At 70.3% G+C, this 15,702-nt stretch carries 13 protein-coding genes; 7 read left to right on the forward strand and 6 right to left on the reverse strand.

What is annotated here, in order from left to right:
• Positions 1 to 47: 47 nt before the first annotated feature.
• Positions 48 to 2,891 carry an autotransporter serine protease gene (locus Q9R17_RS02875; protein WP_308156951.1) on the reverse strand — a complete coding sequence of 948 codons (2,844 nt, stop codon included), beginning with the start codon at positions 2,889 to 2,891 and terminating at the stop codon, positions 48 to 50.
• Between the two features lie 179 nt (positions 2,892 to 3,070).
• Here Q9R17_RS02875 and Q9R17_RS02880 point away from each other — a divergent pair, with 179 nt between their 5' ends.
• The 3 genes from Q9R17_RS02880 (at position 3,071) to Q9R17_RS02890 (ending at position 5,262) form a co-directional block, all read left to right on the forward strand.
• Positions 3,071 to 4,246, forward strand: coding sequence for a thiolase family protein (locus Q9R17_RS02880; RefSeq protein WP_308156952.1), 1,176 nt, complete (start codon positions 3,071 to 3,073; stop codon positions 4,244 to 4,246).
• A 122-nt stretch (positions 4,247 to 4,368) separates the two neighbouring features.
• On the forward strand, positions 4,369 to 4,710 hold the full coding sequence (locus Q9R17_RS02885; RefSeq protein WP_308156953.1) for a hypothetical protein: 342 nt from the start codon (positions 4,369 to 4,371) through the stop codon (positions 4,708 to 4,710).
• A 147-nt stretch (positions 4,711 to 4,857) separates the two neighbouring features.
• Positions 4,858 to 5,262 (forward strand): hypothetical protein, encoded by a 405-nt coding sequence (locus Q9R17_RS02890; RefSeq protein ID WP_308156954.1) that lies wholly within the window; start codon positions 4,858 to 4,860, stop codon positions 5,260 to 5,262.
• Between the two features lie 55 nt (positions 5,263 to 5,317).
• Here Q9R17_RS02890 and Q9R17_RS02895 read toward each other — a convergent pair whose 3' ends face one another.
• The gene (locus tag Q9R17_RS02895) at positions 5,318 to 6,958 is read right to left on the reverse strand and encodes an acyl-CoA dehydrogenase family protein (protein WP_308156955.1); all 1,641 of its coding nucleotides are present in this window, start codon (positions 6,956 to 6,958) and stop codon (positions 5,318 to 5,320) included.
• 114 nt (positions 6,959 to 7,072) lie between these two features.
• On the opposite strand from Q9R17_RS02895, the gene Q9R17_RS02900 reads away from it, so the two are divergent.
• The 4 genes from Q9R17_RS02900 to pdeM are packed head-to-tail and all read left to right on the forward strand — an operon-like array spanning position 7,073 to position 12,762.
• Positions 7,073 to 8,071: a ligase-associated DNA damage response exonuclease gene (locus tag Q9R17_RS02900; protein ID WP_308156956.1), complete on the forward strand. Its 999-nt coding sequence runs from the start codon at positions 7,073 to 7,075 to the stop codon at positions 8,069 to 8,071.
• Positions 8,068 to 9,675, forward strand: a complete 1,608-nt coding sequence (locus Q9R17_RS02905; RefSeq protein WP_308156957.1) for an ATP-dependent DNA ligase — start codon at positions 8,068 to 8,070, stop codon at positions 9,673 to 9,675. Before Q9R17_RS02900 ends, Q9R17_RS02905 begins: the two co-directional genes overlap by 4 nt.
• The gene (locus Q9R17_RS02910; protein ID WP_308156958.1) at positions 9,672 to 12,128 is read left to right on the forward strand and encodes a ligase-associated DNA damage response DEXH box helicase; all 2,457 of its coding nucleotides are present in this window, start codon (positions 9,672 to 9,674) and stop codon (positions 12,126 to 12,128) included. The genes Q9R17_RS02905 and Q9R17_RS02910 overlap by 4 nt, the downstream gene beginning before the upstream one ends.
• Positions 12,118 to 12,762: a ligase-associated DNA damage response endonuclease PdeM gene (pdeM, locus tag Q9R17_RS02915; RefSeq protein WP_308156959.1), complete on the forward strand. Its 645-nt coding sequence runs from the start codon at positions 12,118 to 12,120 to the stop codon at positions 12,760 to 12,762. Before Q9R17_RS02910 ends, pdeM begins: the two co-directional genes overlap by 11 nt.
• Positions 12,763 to 12,804: 42 nt before the next feature.
• Here the strand turns inward: pdeM and Q9R17_RS02920 are convergent, their stop codons facing one another.
• The 4 genes from Q9R17_RS02920 to Q9R17_RS02935 all read right to left on the reverse strand — a co-directional run bounded on the left by Q9R17_RS02920 (position 12,805) and on the right by Q9R17_RS02935 (position 15,645).
• On the reverse strand, positions 12,805 to 13,074 hold the full coding sequence (locus tag Q9R17_RS02920; RefSeq protein ID WP_308156960.1) for a hypothetical protein: 270 nt from the start codon (positions 13,072 to 13,074) through the stop codon (positions 12,805 to 12,807).
• A gap of 179 nt (positions 13,075 to 13,253) precedes the next feature.
• Entirely contained in the window at positions 13,254 to 14,510 is a 1,257-nt protein-coding gene (locus tag Q9R17_RS02925; RefSeq protein WP_308156961.1) for an NAD(P)/FAD-dependent oxidoreductase, read from the reverse strand.
• A 94-nt stretch (positions 14,511 to 14,604) separates the two neighbouring features.
• Positions 14,605 to 14,811 carry a cold-shock protein gene (locus Q9R17_RS02930; protein ID WP_057506519.1) on the reverse strand — a complete coding sequence of 69 codons (207 nt, stop codon included), beginning with the start codon at positions 14,809 to 14,811 and terminating at the stop codon, positions 14,605 to 14,607.
• 87 nt (positions 14,812 to 14,898) lie between these two features.
• Positions 14,899 to 15,645 carry an S-methyl-5'-thioinosine phosphorylase gene (locus tag Q9R17_RS02935; RefSeq protein WP_308156962.1) on the reverse strand — a complete coding sequence of 249 codons (747 nt, stop codon included), beginning with the start codon at positions 15,643 to 15,645 and terminating at the stop codon, positions 14,899 to 14,901.
• Between the last annotated feature and the right edge of the window lie 57 nt (positions 15,646 to 15,702).

Raw genomic sequence — 15,702 nt, forward strand, 5'->3', positions numbered from 1 at the left:
AAAAACGCCGGGCACTGCCCGGCGTTTTTTGTTGCCGCAGGCCGGCTTCAGAAGCCGGTGCTGTAGCGCAACGCTACCTGCCGCAGGTCCTGACCGGGGCCGACGCGCTGGTCCAGGCCGAGGGACAGGCGCGCCTGGCCACGCAGCGTGGCTTCCATCGACAGCCCCAGCAGGCCACTGCCCTGCGCGTTGGACACCAGCGCCAGCGGCGCCCAGGCCTCCACGCCGACGAAGCTGGCCTGCAGGTCCAGGCCACTGCGTGCGATCGTCTGCTGCCATTCGGCGTAGCCGCGCAGCGCCCAGCGCCCCCACTGGCGCTCGCTGCGCACGCCGGCCAGCGCCTGGCTGCGCGAGGCGACGCTGGCGTCGGCACGCAGGCCGAAACCCGCACCGCCCTGTTCGCTGAAGCCATCGCTGTCCAGCCGCATGTAGCTGGCGCCCACGTAAGGCGTCAGCGACGCGCGGGCGTTGCCCAGGCGCAGCCCGCTTTCCAGGCTGGCGGTAGTGAACGTGCCGCCATAGCGCGACGATGCGCCCAGCGCGCTGGCGCCCAGCAGCAGCTGGCGGTCGATCTGGCGCTGGAACTGGCCGGCACCAAGCTGCGCCAGCGCGTAGCCTCGGCCGAAGCCCCAGCCGGCATACAGCTGCGCCTGCGCCTGACGGTCACGGCCCTGGTCCCCGCCGAAGCCGTGGCTGCCCTGGTTGCGGGTTTCACCGAAGGCCACGCCGAACAGGCCATTGCTGCCCATCGGCATGTCCTGCCCGACCATCCAGCCCTGGGTCTGCGCCGCATTGCCGGCGAAGCTGCCCTGCCCGGCCTCGCCGAGCGACGCGCGCCACGCACCGCCCAGCACCGGCCGGCCCTGTACCTGGCCGAAACGGGTGGCCAGCGCGCGGCGTGACATGTCGATGCTGTCGAAGGTCAGCGCCGTCGCCAGCGCATGCGAACGGCCCGACAGGCTGTCCAGCGTCGCCGCCAGGCCGGCATTGCCGCCACCCACCTGCTGCACACCGGCCGCTGCCGCACCGAATGCCGACAGCCGCAGGCTGGCATCGGTATCGAGCAGTGCGAAGGCCTGCTGCACGCGCTGGGCTGCCGCGAAGGCCGCCGGGTCCACCCGTGCAGCACTTGCCGCAGCCGTCACGCTGACCTGGTCCAGGACCAGCCACGCCGTGTTCGCGTCATAACCGAAATGGCTGGACAGCAGCGCCAGCCCCTGCGCACCGGTGGACGTGGCATTGCCGGCGAACTGGCCGCTGATGCCACCACTGGCCCGCAGCAGGTCCTGCCGGCTGCCGTTGGCCGGTACGTAACCGCTGATGTAGCCGTTGACCAGCACGCCACCGGCCAGCTGCGCGCTGCCGGTCACCTGCAGCGGATTGACGCCCAGCGCGACCATCAGCTGCGCACCGGCCGACTGCACGTAATTGCCGTCGATGGTGGCGGTGGTGTTGGCGGTGGTCAGCGCCACCGTGCCATTGTTGGTGACCGTGCCGACCACGCGCGGCGTGCCGCTGCTGAACTGCAGCGTCGCCCCGGCCGAGGTGATCACGCTGGAGCGGAGCGTGGCGCCACGCAGGCTCAGCGCGCCCTGCTGCACGCTGGTGGCGCCGCTGTAGGTGCTGTCGCCGGACAACGCCAGCGTGCCGGCCCCCTGCTTGACCAGCCCGCCGGCACCGCTGATCGGATTGCTCCACAGCGAGCCGCTGTTGCCGGCATCGACATTGGCGGTGACATCGCCCCAGTCGAACCGGCCCGGCCCGTTCACCGCCCTGGCCACGTTGAGCAGGCCGTAGCCGAAGACCGGGTCCACGCCGGGGGCACCGATGTCGGTGGCCGTACCCAGCAGTACCTGGCGCACCTGGTCGTTGCTCATGTAGGGATACTTCTGCCACACCAGTGCCGCCGCGCCGGACACCAGCGGTGCGGCGTAGGAGGTGCCATACCCCCAGTAGAACGCCGGGTTGCTGCTTGCCGAGGCCGGATCGGGGAACACGGCAGAGCCCGGCGCGGCCAGGCAGTAGCGGGCTGCCACGCCGCAGGCGTTGGCGTAGTCCGCACGCTGGGTGAAGTTGACCGTGTCCACGGCGGTCACCGCCAGCCAGCCCTGCTCCAGATCAGCGGCCGGGCGCGAGCCGCCGCTGCCCACCTGGCTCGGCAGCGCGGCCACGCTGGACGGATCGGCCCGGCCCTCGTTGCCGGTGGCGAACACCACCAGGCCACCATTGCTGGTGATGAAGGGACGGTACTCGGCCGCGATCTGCGCGGTAGCTGCCGGGTTGGTCCAGTACAGGCCGCCCCAGGAATTGTTCATGATCTTCACGCCGCTGGCGATCAGGTCGCGGTGGACCTGGGCCACGCCGATCGGCCCGTTGACCGCGTTGCCCTGGCCGGACCCGTCATCGCTCGGCCGGGTATCCCCGATGATCCGCGCCGATACGATCTGCGCGCCCGGAGCGACGCCGCCGGGCCACGGCCCCACCGGTGCGCCGGCCGCCAGACTGGCCACCGTGGTGCCGTGCCCGACCACATCATCGACGTTGAGGTTGTTGCGCGCCGGATCGACGTAGGCGTAGCTGGCCACCACGCGCCCGGCCACCGCCGGGGCAGCCCGGTTGACGCCCGAATCGACGATGCCGATGCGCACGTTCTGCCCGGTCAGGCCCTGCAGCTGCGAAGCCCGTGCGTTGATCACCGCCAGGTGGGCATCACCGGCCGGTTCCGGCGGCCGCGCCGGCGTGGTCGGTGGCGTAGTGGGGGGCGTGGTCGGCGGTGCCGTCGGCGGCGGGTCCGCGCGCACGCTGCTGCCGCCACCTCCGCCACCACACGCGGCCAGCGCCGCACTCAAGGCCAACACCAGTGCCGGTCGTGCCAGCGTGTTCGTATCCATCCCTGCATCCCCCACCAGAACGTGATCCCGCCGTTCGCGGAGCTGACTGCGCGTGGAACCGGCGGCCATCGCCAACCCTCTATACTGGGCTGGCCCCCACGCAGTCTGCCGGGAATCCGGGCCACTTCCAATGGCCTGCGTTCCACTTCCAAATCTTGCTTACGCATCAAGAGATTGCCATGTCCAACATCGTCATCGCGGCCGCCAAGCGCACCGCCATCGGCTCCTTCCTCGGCCAGTTCACCGGCGTGCCCACCCCGACCCTGGGCGCGGCGGCCATCACCGCAGCGCTGGAACAGTCCGGCGTGCCGGCCGGCGAGGTCACCGAAGTCATCATGGGCTGCGTGCTGCCGGCCAATCTGGGCCAGGCCCCGGCCCGCCAGGCCGCCATCGCCGCCGGGCTGCCACTGTCGGTCGGCGCGACCACCCTGAACAAGGTCTGCGGTTCGGGCATGAAGGCGATCATGCTGGGCCATGACCTGATCAAGGCCGGCTCGGCCACGATCGTGGTGGCCGGTGGCATGGAGTCGATGACCAACGCACCGCACCTGCTGCCCAATTCACGCACCGGCAACCGCTTCGGCAATTTCCAGGCCGTGGACCACATGGCCCACGATGGCCTGGTCAACGCCTACGACGGCAAGGCCATGGGCGAGTTCGCCGAATGCACGGTGGACAAGTACCAGTTCAGCCGCGAGGAACAGGACGCCTACGCCATCGAATCGGTCAAGCGCGCCCAGGCCGCGCAGGCCAATGGCGCTTTCGCCGACGAGATCGTCACGGTCAAGGTGACCGGCCGCAAGGGTGAGGTCGAGATCAGCACCGACGAACAGCCGGGCCGCTCGGACATCGCCAAGATCCCGACCCTGCGCCCGGCCTTCAAGAAGGACGGCAGCGTGACCGCCGCCAGTTCTTCCAGCATTTCCGACGGCGCGGCCGCCGTGGTGCTGCTGGCCGAGGACGATGCCGCCGCGCGCGGCCTGTCGCCGCTGGCCCGCATCGTCGGCCATGCCACCCATTCGCAGGCGCCGGAATGGTTCACCACCGCGCCGATCGGTGCCATCCAGACGCTGCTGCAGAAGACCGGCTGGTCGCTGCAGGACGTGGACCTGTTCGAAGTGAACGAGGCCTTCGCCGTGGTGGCCATGGCGCCGATGCGTGAACTGGGCATCCCGCACGACAAGCTCAACGTGAATGGCGGTGCCTGCGCACTGGGCCATCCCATTGGTGCTTCCGGCGCACGCCTGGTGGTGACCCTGGTCAACGCCCTGCGCACACGCGGAGCCAAGCGCGGAATCGCGACGCTGTGCATCGGCGGCGGCGAAGCGACGGCAATTGCCATCGAATTGATTTAAAAGGGTTTAACCGCGAATTCGCAAAAATGAATGCGGGATCGCTTGACAGCCAAACGAGGCTTGTCATCATGTTGTCGGCGCGCAACTGCGCGTTGCCTATTCTAACGACGAGGATTCACACAATGAGCATCAACAAGCTGCTGGTCGCGATGTCCCTGGCTCTGGCCCTGGCCGCCTGCTCGAAGCAGGAAGCTGCCCAGGACGCCGCTGCTTCGGCCAACGAAGCCGCCACCGAAGCCCAGGCCGCTGCCGACCAGGCTGCTGCTGCCGGCGCCCAGACCGCTGACGCCGCCCAGGCTGCTGCCGACACCGCCGCCACCGCTGCTGACGCTTCGGCCGACGCCGCTGCCCAGGCTGCTGGCGCCGCCACCGACGCTGCTGCCGGCCAGGCTGCCGACGCTGCCAAGGCTGCTGAAGGCACCGCCGACAAGGCCAAGGACGCTGCTGAAGAAGCCAAGAAGTAATCACTTCTTTCTTCACGCTGTTCTGGAAAAGCCGCTGGTCCGCCAGCGGCTTTTTCTTTGCCCGCGCACCGGCCGATCACCGCTACCGCGTCTTCACAAGGGCATGAATAGGCTGGCCTCCCTCGATCCCCTCACCAGGAGTGCGCCATGAAGATCCGTCCCGTGACCACCTCGCTGCTGGCCGCCGCGCTGCTGCTGGGCCTGGCCGCCTGCAAGGGCCCGGAAGCCGAGAAGGCGCGCGAGGATGCCGCACAGGCTGCCGACAGCGCCGGTGCTGCCGCCCGCGATGCCGTGGATCGTGCCGCCGAAGCCACCCGCAACGCTGCTGATGATGCGGCGGCTGCCAGCGAGAAGGCCGCCGCCGATACCCAGCAGGCACTGGACCGCGCCGCCGATGCCACCGCCACCGCTGCCGGCGAGGCCAAGACCGCCGCCCAGGATGCGGCGGCACATGCCAGCGGTGCCACCGCCGATGCCGCCCAGAAGGTCGCCGACAAGGCCCGCGATGTGGCTGATGATGCCAAGGCCAACGCCGAGAAGCAGAAGCACTGATCGTCTCGTGTAGTTTCCTGGCGCGGGGCTGACCGGCTGCGGTCAGCCCCGGCCTTCAGGTGGGCAACGCGCGCGCGATCACGCCGCTGCAGTCCTCGCCCTCGGGCAGGGTGCCGAACGCCAGTCCGTGCCCGCCCTGCAGGCGGCTGCGGATGAAGGCCTCGGCCAACGGACTGCCCGCACGCAGCAGCAGCGCCGCCTGCAACAGCAGCGCGGTACGTTCACAGAACACCCGCGCCTGCGCTTCAGCCGGCAATCCTGCTGCGCTCCAGCGCTGCAGCGCATCGGCATAGGCGGGATGCTGCGTGGCCACCGCCGCCAGCTCGGCCTGCAGGGCGGCCAGCGCATCCGGTTCGCGCGAGAGCGTGCGCAGCACATCCAGGCACTGGATGTTGCCGCTGCCTTCCCAGATCGAGTTCAACGGTGCCTGCCGGTACAGGCGCGGCAACGGCGACTCTTCCACATAGCCGGCGCCCCCCAGGCATTCCTGCGCTTCATTGACGAACACCGCCACGCGCTTGCACACCCAGTACTTGCCCAGGGCGGTACCGAGCCGCGCGAACGCCGCCTCGGCGGCATCATGGCCCGCCCGGTCCACGGCCCCGGCCACGCGCAGCGCCAGCACCGTGGCCGCTTCCGATTCCAGCGCCAGGTCGGCCAGCACGTTGGCCATCAGCGGATGATCGAGCAGGCGCTTGCCGAACGTACGCCGGTGGCGCGCATGGTGCAGCGCCTGCGCCAGCGCCATGCGCATTTCCGCCGCACCGCCCAGCAGGCAGTCCAGGCGGGTCATCATCACCATCGGGATGATGGTGGCCACGCCACGCCCTTCCTCGCCCACGCGCCAGGCCTGCGCGCCACAGAACTCGACTTCACCGGAGGCATTGGCCCAGTCGCCCAGCTTGTCCTTCAACCGCATCAGGCGGAACGCGTTGCGGTCGCCGTCGGCCAGCCGCCGCGGCATCAGCAGGCAGGTCAGTCCCCCGGGTGCCTGCGCCAGCACCAGGAAGCCATCGCACATCGGTGCGGAAAAGAACCACTTGTGCCCCACCAGGCGGTAGCGCTCGCCATCGATCGGTTCAGCACGCGTGGTGTTGGCACGCACGTCCGACCCGCCCTGCTTTTCGGTCATGCCCATGCCCAGGGTGATGCCCGGCTTGTCCGCCGCCGGCACATCGCGCGCGTCATACACCGGCGCCGCCGCCTTGTCGGCCCACGCCCGCAGGTGCGGCTGGCCCCGCAGTACGGCCACGGCCGCATGGGTCATCGTCAGCGGACAGCTGGTGCCGGCTTCGGCCTGGTGGTGCAGGTAGCTCAGCGCCGCGCGCGCCACGTGCGCTCCCGCCATCGCCTCATGCCACGACAGGCCCGCCACGCCATGCTGCTTGGCCGTGCCCATCAGCGCGTGGTACGCCGGATGGAACTCCACCGTGTCGATGCGGTGCCCCTGTGCGTCATGCGTGCGCAGGCGCGGGCGATCGCGGTTGGCATCAAACCCCAGCCGGTACAGCTCATCGCCGGCCAATGCACCGTAGGCCGCCAACCGCGCGTTGAACGATGCCCCGCCCTCGCGCCGCACGGCCTCCACCAGCGCCACATCATCGGCCCACAGATCGCGCCCGACGAAAGGCGGTGGCTGGTTGAACACCACGTGGGTCTCGAAGGGCGCGCTGCTGTCGCTGCTCGATCCGCTCATCCGTTCCGTCCTGCGCTGGCAAGGGGCACTGCGCCGATTGTGCCGCATCCGGCAGGCGGTGGCCGTTCAGGCCGGTTCTCACCCCGTGCACGCCGCGCGCGCCACAGTGATCGCATGGCACTCAACGACGATCTGGTGGTGCTGCGGCCGGAAGGGCTGTACTGCGCGGCCGGTGATTTCCACATCGACCCCTGGCGACCGGTCCCGCGCGCGGTCATCACCCACGGCCATGGCGACCACGCCCGCCCGGGCATGGGCGAATACCACTGCACGGAGGCCAGCGTGCCGATCCTGCGCTGGCGGTTGGGCGATGTCGCCCTGCATGCCCATGCACATGGCGCGCCCTTCACACTGGGCCGGGTGCAGGTGTCGCTGCATCCGGCCGGGCATGTCCTGGGCTCGGCGCAGGTGCGCATCGACGATGGCCGGCAGGTCTGGGTGGCCTCGGGCGACTACAAGCGCCAGCCGGATCCGACCTGCGCGCCGTTCGAGGTGGTGCCGTGCGATACCTTCATCACCGAAGCCACCTTCGCGCTGCCGGTCTACCGCTGGCCGGACACCGCCGCCGTAGCGGCGGACATCGTCGCCTGGCGCCACGAATGCGCGCAGCGCGGCGAGGCGGCCGTGCTGCTCTGCTACGCACTGGGCAAGGCGCAGCGCGTGCTGGCCGAACTGCTGCCGCTGGACGATTCACCGGCATGGCTGCACGGCGCCATCGCCAATGGCGTGGCGGTGTACCGCGAAGCAGGCATCCCCATGCTGGAGACGCGGGCGGTGGCCGACCAGGGCCGCCAGCCGGACGCCGCCGGCACGCTGATCCTTGCCCCGCCCTCGGCCGCCGGCACGCCCTGGCTGCGCCGCTTCGGCCGCCACCAGCTCGGTTTCGCCTCGGGCTGGATGCAGCTGCGCGGCAACCGCCGGCGGCGCAATGTCGATCGCGGTTTCGTGGTGTCCGACCACGCCGACTGGCCCGCCCTGCTGCAGACCATCGAACAGACCGGCGCCAAGCGGGTGATCGCCACCCATGGCAATACCGATGCGCTGATTCCGTTCCTGCGCGAACGCGGCGTGGCCGCTGAAGCCTTCCGTACCGATTTCGGGAGCGGGGAATGAAAGCCCTCGCCGCGCTCTACCAGCGGCTGGACCGCAGCACGGCCACGCTGGACAAGCGCGCGGCCCTGGTCGACTACTTCGCCCACGCACGCGCCCACGATGCGGCGTGGGCGCTGTACCTGCTCAGCGGCGGCAAGGTCGGCGGCGCGCGCCGGAAGATCGCCGCCAGCGGCGAGCTGCGCGCCTGGGTCAGCGCCGAATCGGGGCTGCCGCCCTGGCTGGTCGAGGACAGCTATGCGCAGGTGGGCGACCTGGCCGAAACGCTGACCCTGCTGCTGGATGATCCGGCCACGCCTGCACCGGACCGCCCGCTCGCCGACTGGATCGAACAGCACCTGCTGGCCGTGGCCAACCGGCCCGAAGAGGAACGTCGCGCGGCGGTGGTTGCCGGCTGGCGGCAGCTGCCCGCGAGCGAACGCCTGGTGTTCAACAAGCTGCTGACCGGTGCCCTGCGCGTGGGCGTATCGCAGCGGCTGGTGCAGCAGGCACTGGCCGAATGGTCAGGATTGGATATCGCCCGCATTGCCCAGCGCATGCTCGGCGCGTGGGTGCCCTCGCCTGGCCTGCTGGCGCAGCTGCTGTCGCCGGAAGCGTTGCCGTTGGACCGCCAACAGCCCTATCCGTTTTTCCTCGCCTCACCGCTGGAGGGCGAACCCGGCGAACGCCTGGGCGCGATCGATGACTGGCTGCTGGAATGGAAATGGGATGGCATCCGCCTGCAGCTGCTGCGCCGGCAGGGTGACGTGGCGCTGTGGTCGCGTGGCGAAGAACGCCTGGACGGGCGCTTCCCCGAGATCGAGCAGGCCGCTGCCGCGCTGCCTGACGGCTGCGTGATCGATGGCGAACTGCTGGCCTGGAATGCGGCCGGTGATCTGCCGCGTGCATTCACGGCGCTGCAGACACGCATCCAGCGCCGCAAGCCCGGCGCGGCGACACTGCGCAACACCCCCGTGCGCGTGCTCGCCTACGACCTGCTGGAACGCGATGGCCACGACCTGCGCGAACAGCCGCTGCAGCAGCGGCGCGCGCAACTGGCCGAACTGGTCGGCGCGCTCGGCGATGCACGCATCCAGCTGTCGCCGCAGGTGCACGCCGACAGCTGGGCGCAGGCCGCGCAACTGCGTGACAGCGCACGCGAGCGCGGCGTGGAAGGGCTGATGCTCAAGCGCCGTGGTTCGGTCTACCAGGCCGGGCGACGGCGCGGGGACTGGTGGAAGTGGAAGGTCGACCCACTCACCATCGACGCGGTGCTGCTGTACGCGCAGGCCGGCCATGGCCGGCGCAGCACGCTGTACACCGACTACACCTTCGGCGTCTGGGACGGCGAGGTGCTGGTACCGGTCGCCAAGGCGTACTCCGGGCTGGACGATGCAGAGATCCTCGCGCTGGACCGCTGGATCCGCGCCCATACCCGCGAGCGCTTCGGGCCGGTGCGCAGCGTGCAGGCCGAACAGGTGTTCGAACTGGGCTTTGAAGCGGTCAACCGCAGTGCGCGGCACAAGTCCGGCGTTGCCGTGCGCTTCCCGCGCATCCTGCGCTGGCGCCACGACAAGCCGGCGCGCGAGGCCGATGCGCTGGGCACGCTGCAGGCCCTGGCCCGATGACGCGCCGTGAGGCGATGCGCAGGCTGGTGGCCTGGTTCGGCGGCCACGGCTGGCGCCCGCTGCCGTTCCAGCGTGCGATGTGGCGCCAGTACCTGGCCGGCGGCTCGGGCCTGCTGCATACCCCGACCGGCAGCGGCAAGACGCTGGCGATGTTCGGCGGCCCACTGCTGCAGGCGCTGACCGACCCGCCCCCCGCCCCCCGCCGGGCCAACGCCGTGCGCCCATTGCAGGTGCTGTGGGTGACACCGTTGCGCGCCCTGGCCAGCGACACCGCGCGTGCCCTGCAGGCACCGGTCGATGGCCTCGGCCTGGGCTGGAAGGTGGGCCTGCGCAGTGGCGATGCCAGCAGCCGCGAGCGTCGCCTGGCCCGCGAAGGCCGCATCGACGTGCTGGTGACCACGCCAGAATCGCTGGCACTGCTGCTGAGTTACCCCGACACGCTCGAACGCCTGCGCCAGCTGCGCTGCGTGGTGGTGGACGAATGGCACGAACTGCTGGGCAGCAAGCGTGGCGTGCTGCTGCAGCTCAACCTGGCGCTGCTGCGCGGCAATGCGCCGTCACTGCAGCTGTGGGGCCTGTCGGCCACGCTGGGCAACCTGGCACAGGCGCGCGATGTGCTGCTGCCGCACCTGCCCGATGCGCCCATCGTGGAAGGCGCGCGGCCGCGGCCGGTCACGGTCCGCAGCCTGCTGCCGGCGCCGGGCGAGCGCTTCGCCTGGGCCGGCCACCTGGGCCTGGCCCAGCTGCCACGCGTGCTCGAGGCGCTGATGGCCGCGCGCAGCAGCCTGCTGTTCACCAACACCCGCGCCCAGGCCGAGCTGTGGCACCGGGCCTTGGCGGCGGTGTGGCCGGAGGCTGCGCAGACACTGGCCCTGCACCACGGCTCACTGGACCCGGCGCTGCGCCAGCAGGTTGAAGACGGCCTGCGCGCCGGTGCGCTGCGCTGCGTGGTGGCCACCTCCAGCCTGGACCTGGGCGTGGATTTCCCCGAGGTCGAACAGGTGCTGCAACTGGGCAGCCCCAAGGGCGTGGCGCGCCTGCGCCAGCGTGCCGGGCGCGCCCACCACCGCCCGGGTGCCAGTGGGCAGGTGCTGTGCATCCCCAGCCATGCACTGGAACTGGCCGAATACGCCGCGGTACGCCGCGCACTGCGGGACGGCGCGGTGGAAGCACGCCGCCCCCCGGTGCTGTCGCTGGACGTCCTGGCCCAGCATGCGGTCAGCCGCGCGCTGGCTGGGGGCTTCGATGCGGCGGCGCTGCTGGCGCAGGTGCGTGGCACGCACGCCTTCGCCACGCTGTCTTCCCTGCAGTGGCAGGCGGTGCTGGACTTCATCGTGCAGGGCGGACAAGCACTGGCGCAGTATCCCGATTTCCACAAGGTGGTACGCGATGCCGATGGCTGCTACCGCATGCACGACCGCCGCCAGGCCCTGCGCCACCGCCTGTCGATCGGCACCATCAGCAGCGATGGCAGCGTGCGGGTGCAGTTCCTGCGCGGCGGCAGCCTGGGTGCGGTGGAGGAACAGTTCGCCAGCCGCCTGCGCCGTGGCGACCGGTTCCAGTTCGCCGGTCGCCTGCTGGAACTGGTGCAGCTGCGCGACATGACCGCGCATGTGCGGCTGGCACGGGGGGGCGATGGCGTGGTGCCGCGCTGGCAGGGCGGGCAGCTGCCACTGTCGGCGCCGCTGGGGATCGAACTGGAAGCGGTGCTGTCCGGCGCCGACAACAGCGCCGAAGCGCGCTGGCTGCAGCCGTTGCTGGCCCTGCAGGCGCAACTGTCCGCGCGCCCGTCGCCGGCCCACCTGCTGGTGGAGGACGTGCGCCGTCGTGAGGGCCAGTTCCTGTTCGTGTATCCCTTCGCCGGCCGCCATGTGCATGAGGCGCTGGCCGCGCTGCTGGCGCTGCGCTGCACCCGGGTGCAACGCAACAGCATCGGCTACGCGGTCAACGATCACGGGCTGGTGCTGGCCCCGGCCGACGCCGTGACGCTGGATGCCACGGCCTGGCGCGGGCTGCTGGACAGCGAGAGGCTGCTGGACGACCTGCGCGAGGCGGTCAACCTGGGGGAGCTGGCACGGCGCCAGTTCCGCGGCATCGCGCGCGTGGCCGGCCTGCTGGTGCCCAGCCTGCCCGGCGCAGCGCCACGATCGCTGCGCCAGCTGCAGGCGTCGGCCGGCCTGTTGTACGACGTGCTGCGCGAACACGATCCTGGCCACCTGCTGCTGGACCTGGCCGAACGCGAAGTGCTGGAAGACGCACTCGATCTCCCCGGACTGCAGCGCGTGCTGGCCCGTATCGGCACGCAGGCGCTGGCACTGCAGTCCCCGCGCTCGCTGACCCCGCTGGGTTTCCCGTTGTGGGCCGAACGGCTGCGCGGCCAGTTCAGCAATGAAGACTGGCGCACCCGCGTGCTACGTGCGGCCGCACAGCTGGAGCGCCGCCATGGACACTGACCTGCCGACGCAGCTGGCGGGCGAAGCGGTCAGCCTGCTCGGCCAACGTGCCCTGTGGTGGCCGGCCCGCGGCGCGCTGCTGATCGCCGACCTGCACCTGGGCAAGGCCGATACGTTCCGCCGTGCCGGCATCGCCCTGCCCCGTGGCGGTACGCACGATGACCTGCAGCGTCTGCAGGCGCTGCTGCAGGCATACCCGTGCCGTGAGCTGTGGATTCTCGGTGACGTGCTGCATGGGGCGACCCATGCCGCAGCGTGGCAGCAGCAGTGGCAGGCGTGGCGCGCCCGGCATGCGGGGGTGGGGGTGCATGTGATCCGCGGCAACCACGACCGCCAGCTGCAGCAGGCGGCGCTGGACGTGGTGCCGCATGAGGAAGCGGTGCCGCTGGGCCCGTTCCTGCTCTGCCACCACCCACAGCGCTGCGACGATGCGCACGTGATCGCCGGCCACCTGCATCCGCAGGTCGCGCTGCCGGCACTGCGGCGTCGCTTCCCCGCCTTCTGGCTGCAGGATGGCCTGAGCGTGCTGCCCGCCTTCTCTGCATTCACCGCCGGTGGCGTGCCGGCCGTGCAGCGCGGCGACCGGCTGGTGGCCTGCGTGCAGGGGCATGCGATTGAGGTGCCGCAGGCCTGACGCCGGTCCGGCGCCGTCACCCACGCGCAGCGGGTGCTGCCGTCATGCCGGGCGCACGATCATCTCCGGCATCAGGCGGATCGTCGGGCCCTCGTCCACGGCACGCCGCGGCAGTGCCTGCACCGCTGCAAGCATCTCCTGTGCACAGGTACGGATGTACCCGTGGTGCTCGATCGCAGCATGGCTGATCAGGCTGCCCACATGGAATTCGAACACATCTTCCAGCACGTCGGGCTGGTCCTCGTGCAGCATCTGCAGCAATCCGCGCAGCTTGCAGATCTCCGCTTCCAGCACCTCGGCCGAGAACAACATGAGGGGTCTCCTTGCATCGCGACGGCTCACCCGAGCCGGAGGGGCGGCGCGCTGGCGCAGCCCCGGGCAAGCGCGATGCAATGGATCACGAATCGTCGAAGGGGACGCACGCCGTGCGCCTGTCCCGTGTTGTCGCACATTCCCGGTGAGTCGATCGTCAATCCGGGTTAGCGATAATTTCACGCGGTGGCCGGCACCACGCGCGGCAGCGCACGGCCGGCAAGCGCATCGATGAAATCCGGCTGCAGCGGCAGCGCACCGAACCAGCCATGCTGGGTGCCGCTGAGCACGCGCAGCATGTGGCCGCGCCCACCGGGCAAGCGTCCCATCGGCCCCAGCAGCACGTCACGCGCCTTCGCCCAGGCATCGCGATCGGACTGGAACAACGGCGTCAGCCAGCGGCTCCAGCGCTGGTATACCGCCACATGGGCGCGGCGCTGCTGCTGGTAGGCCTGCATCGCCGCTTCGCTGTTGCCGTGCGCGCGCAGCGCATCACGCAACGCCAGTGCATCCAGCAGCGCCATGTTCACGCCCTGCCCGAGCTGCGGGCTCATCGCATGGGCCGCATCGCCGGCCAGCACCAGCCGGCCACGATGCCAGTGCCGCACCACGGCATCGCGGTACACCGCGCGCGCCAGCTGCCCGGCATCGTGCAGGTGCGCGAACCGCCCGGCCGCTTCCGGCCACAGGGCATGCAGTTCCTCCAGCCAGCGAGGCAGGCCGTCGGCCTCCCAGCGCGCGAAGTCCGCGCGGGGCAGGCTCCAGAAGAAGCTCAACCGGGGTGTGTCATCGCCCGGCCGCGTTCCGACCGGCAGCAGGCCGATCATCCGCCGCGCGGCCACGTAGCGCTGCCGCAGTTCCTGCAGGTGCGGCCAGTCTTCGGCCGGCAACAGGCACCACAGCGCCCCCCAGGGGTACATGCGGTCCAGCGTGGTGCCCCCGGTGCCGTCGCGCAGCGCGGATGCCGCCCCGTCGGCCGCCACCACCCGGTCATACGGGCCATGCACCCGCCCCAGGCTGTCGTGCAGCAAGCCGCGCTCGTGATCGACCGCGATGATGGTGACGCCCGCATGCAGCTGCCCCGCCCCGGCGCGCGCCTCGTCCAGCACGGTGAACAGCGCACCACGCTGCATGCCCAGCCCGCACAGCCGCGCATCCAGCCCGGCATACCCCATGTCCATCACCGCCCGCCCGCACGGCGTATCGCCATACAGCCGGTGCACCGGCGTGGCATGGGCGCGGACGGCGTCGAGCAGGCCCATCTGCCACAGTACCTGCAGGCCGCTGGGTTGCAGCAGGAAGCCTGCGCCCACCGGCCCGGGGGCCGGCGCACGCTCGAAGATATCGACGATGTGATCGTCGCGTGAAAAAAGCACCGCCACTGCCTGGCCAGCGGTGCCGTAGCCGATCACGGCAATACGCAGTCGTTCCGTCATGCGCCCATTGTGCCGCAGTCCACGGCCGGGCCCGCGCGCCGGAGCGCAAAAAAAACCCCGCCGAAGCGGGGTTTTCAACGCACAGGCAAGTGGATCACTCGGCCGGCGTAATGTTCGAAGCCTGGGCACCCTTCGGGCCCTGGGTCACGTCATAGCTGACGCGCTGGCCTTCCTGCAGGCTGCGGAAGCCCTTGGAATTGATGGCGGAGAAGTGCGCGAACACGTCGGCGCTGCCGTCCTCCGGCGAAATAAAGCCAAATCCCTTGGCGTCGTTGAACCACTTGACGGTACCGTTCGGCATGGTGATGCGAGACCTTTGCAATGAATGGGTGGTGTACGCTCAACCAGCGCACCGTCGGAGTATGCAAAGACTGCCCCGCATTGACAATCACCCCCGTGCCAATTCGCCCACCAGTTCCGGCAATCCGTTGCTGGCGGCCTTCACATTGGCCAGCACCTCGGCCATCGTGATCTCTTCACCGTCGCCACAACCGGCCGCCCAGTTGGCGATGATCGCCAGGCAGGCGTAGTCCAGCCCCAGCTCCCGTGCCAGCGCCGCTTCGGGCATGCCGGTCATGCCGACCAGGTCGCAGCCATCACGGCGCATCCGTGCGATCTCGGCGATGGTTTCCAGACGCGGGCCCTGCGTGGCGCCATAGCAGCCGCCATCGTGCACGGCCACGCCGGTGACCTTGGCCGCAGCCAGGATCTTGCTGCGCAGCATCGGCGTATACGGGTGGCCGAAATCGACGTGCACCACGTCGGTGCCCTCTTCCTCGCAGATGGTGCTGATGCGACCCCAGGTGTAGTCGATGATCTGGTCCGGGCAGGCCAGCACGCGCGGGCCAAAGGCATCGGTGATGCCGCCGACGGTGTTCAGTGCCAGCACCCGCTGCGCGCCCAGCTGCTGCAGCGCGGCCAGGTTGGCCCGGTAATTCACCTTGTGCGGCGGCAGCGAATGGCCTTCGCCGTGACGCGCCAGGAACGCCACGCGGTGGCCCAGCAGCGTGCCCACCCGCACCGGGCCGGACGGACGGCCGAAACGGGTCTCGACCTCATGCGTCTGTACATCGTCCAGCGTGGCCAGGTTGTAGACACCGGTACCGCCGATCACGGCCAGGGCAATCTGTTGCATCGGAAACACTCCAGGAAAGAAGAACGCCGGCACCCTGGGGATGCCGGCGGCAGGGGA

This window comes from Stenotrophomonas sp. 24(2023) (genome assembly GCF_030913365.1).
Classification (GTDB): Bacteria; Pseudomonadota; Gammaproteobacteria; order Xanthomonadales; family Xanthomonadaceae; genus Stenotrophomonas.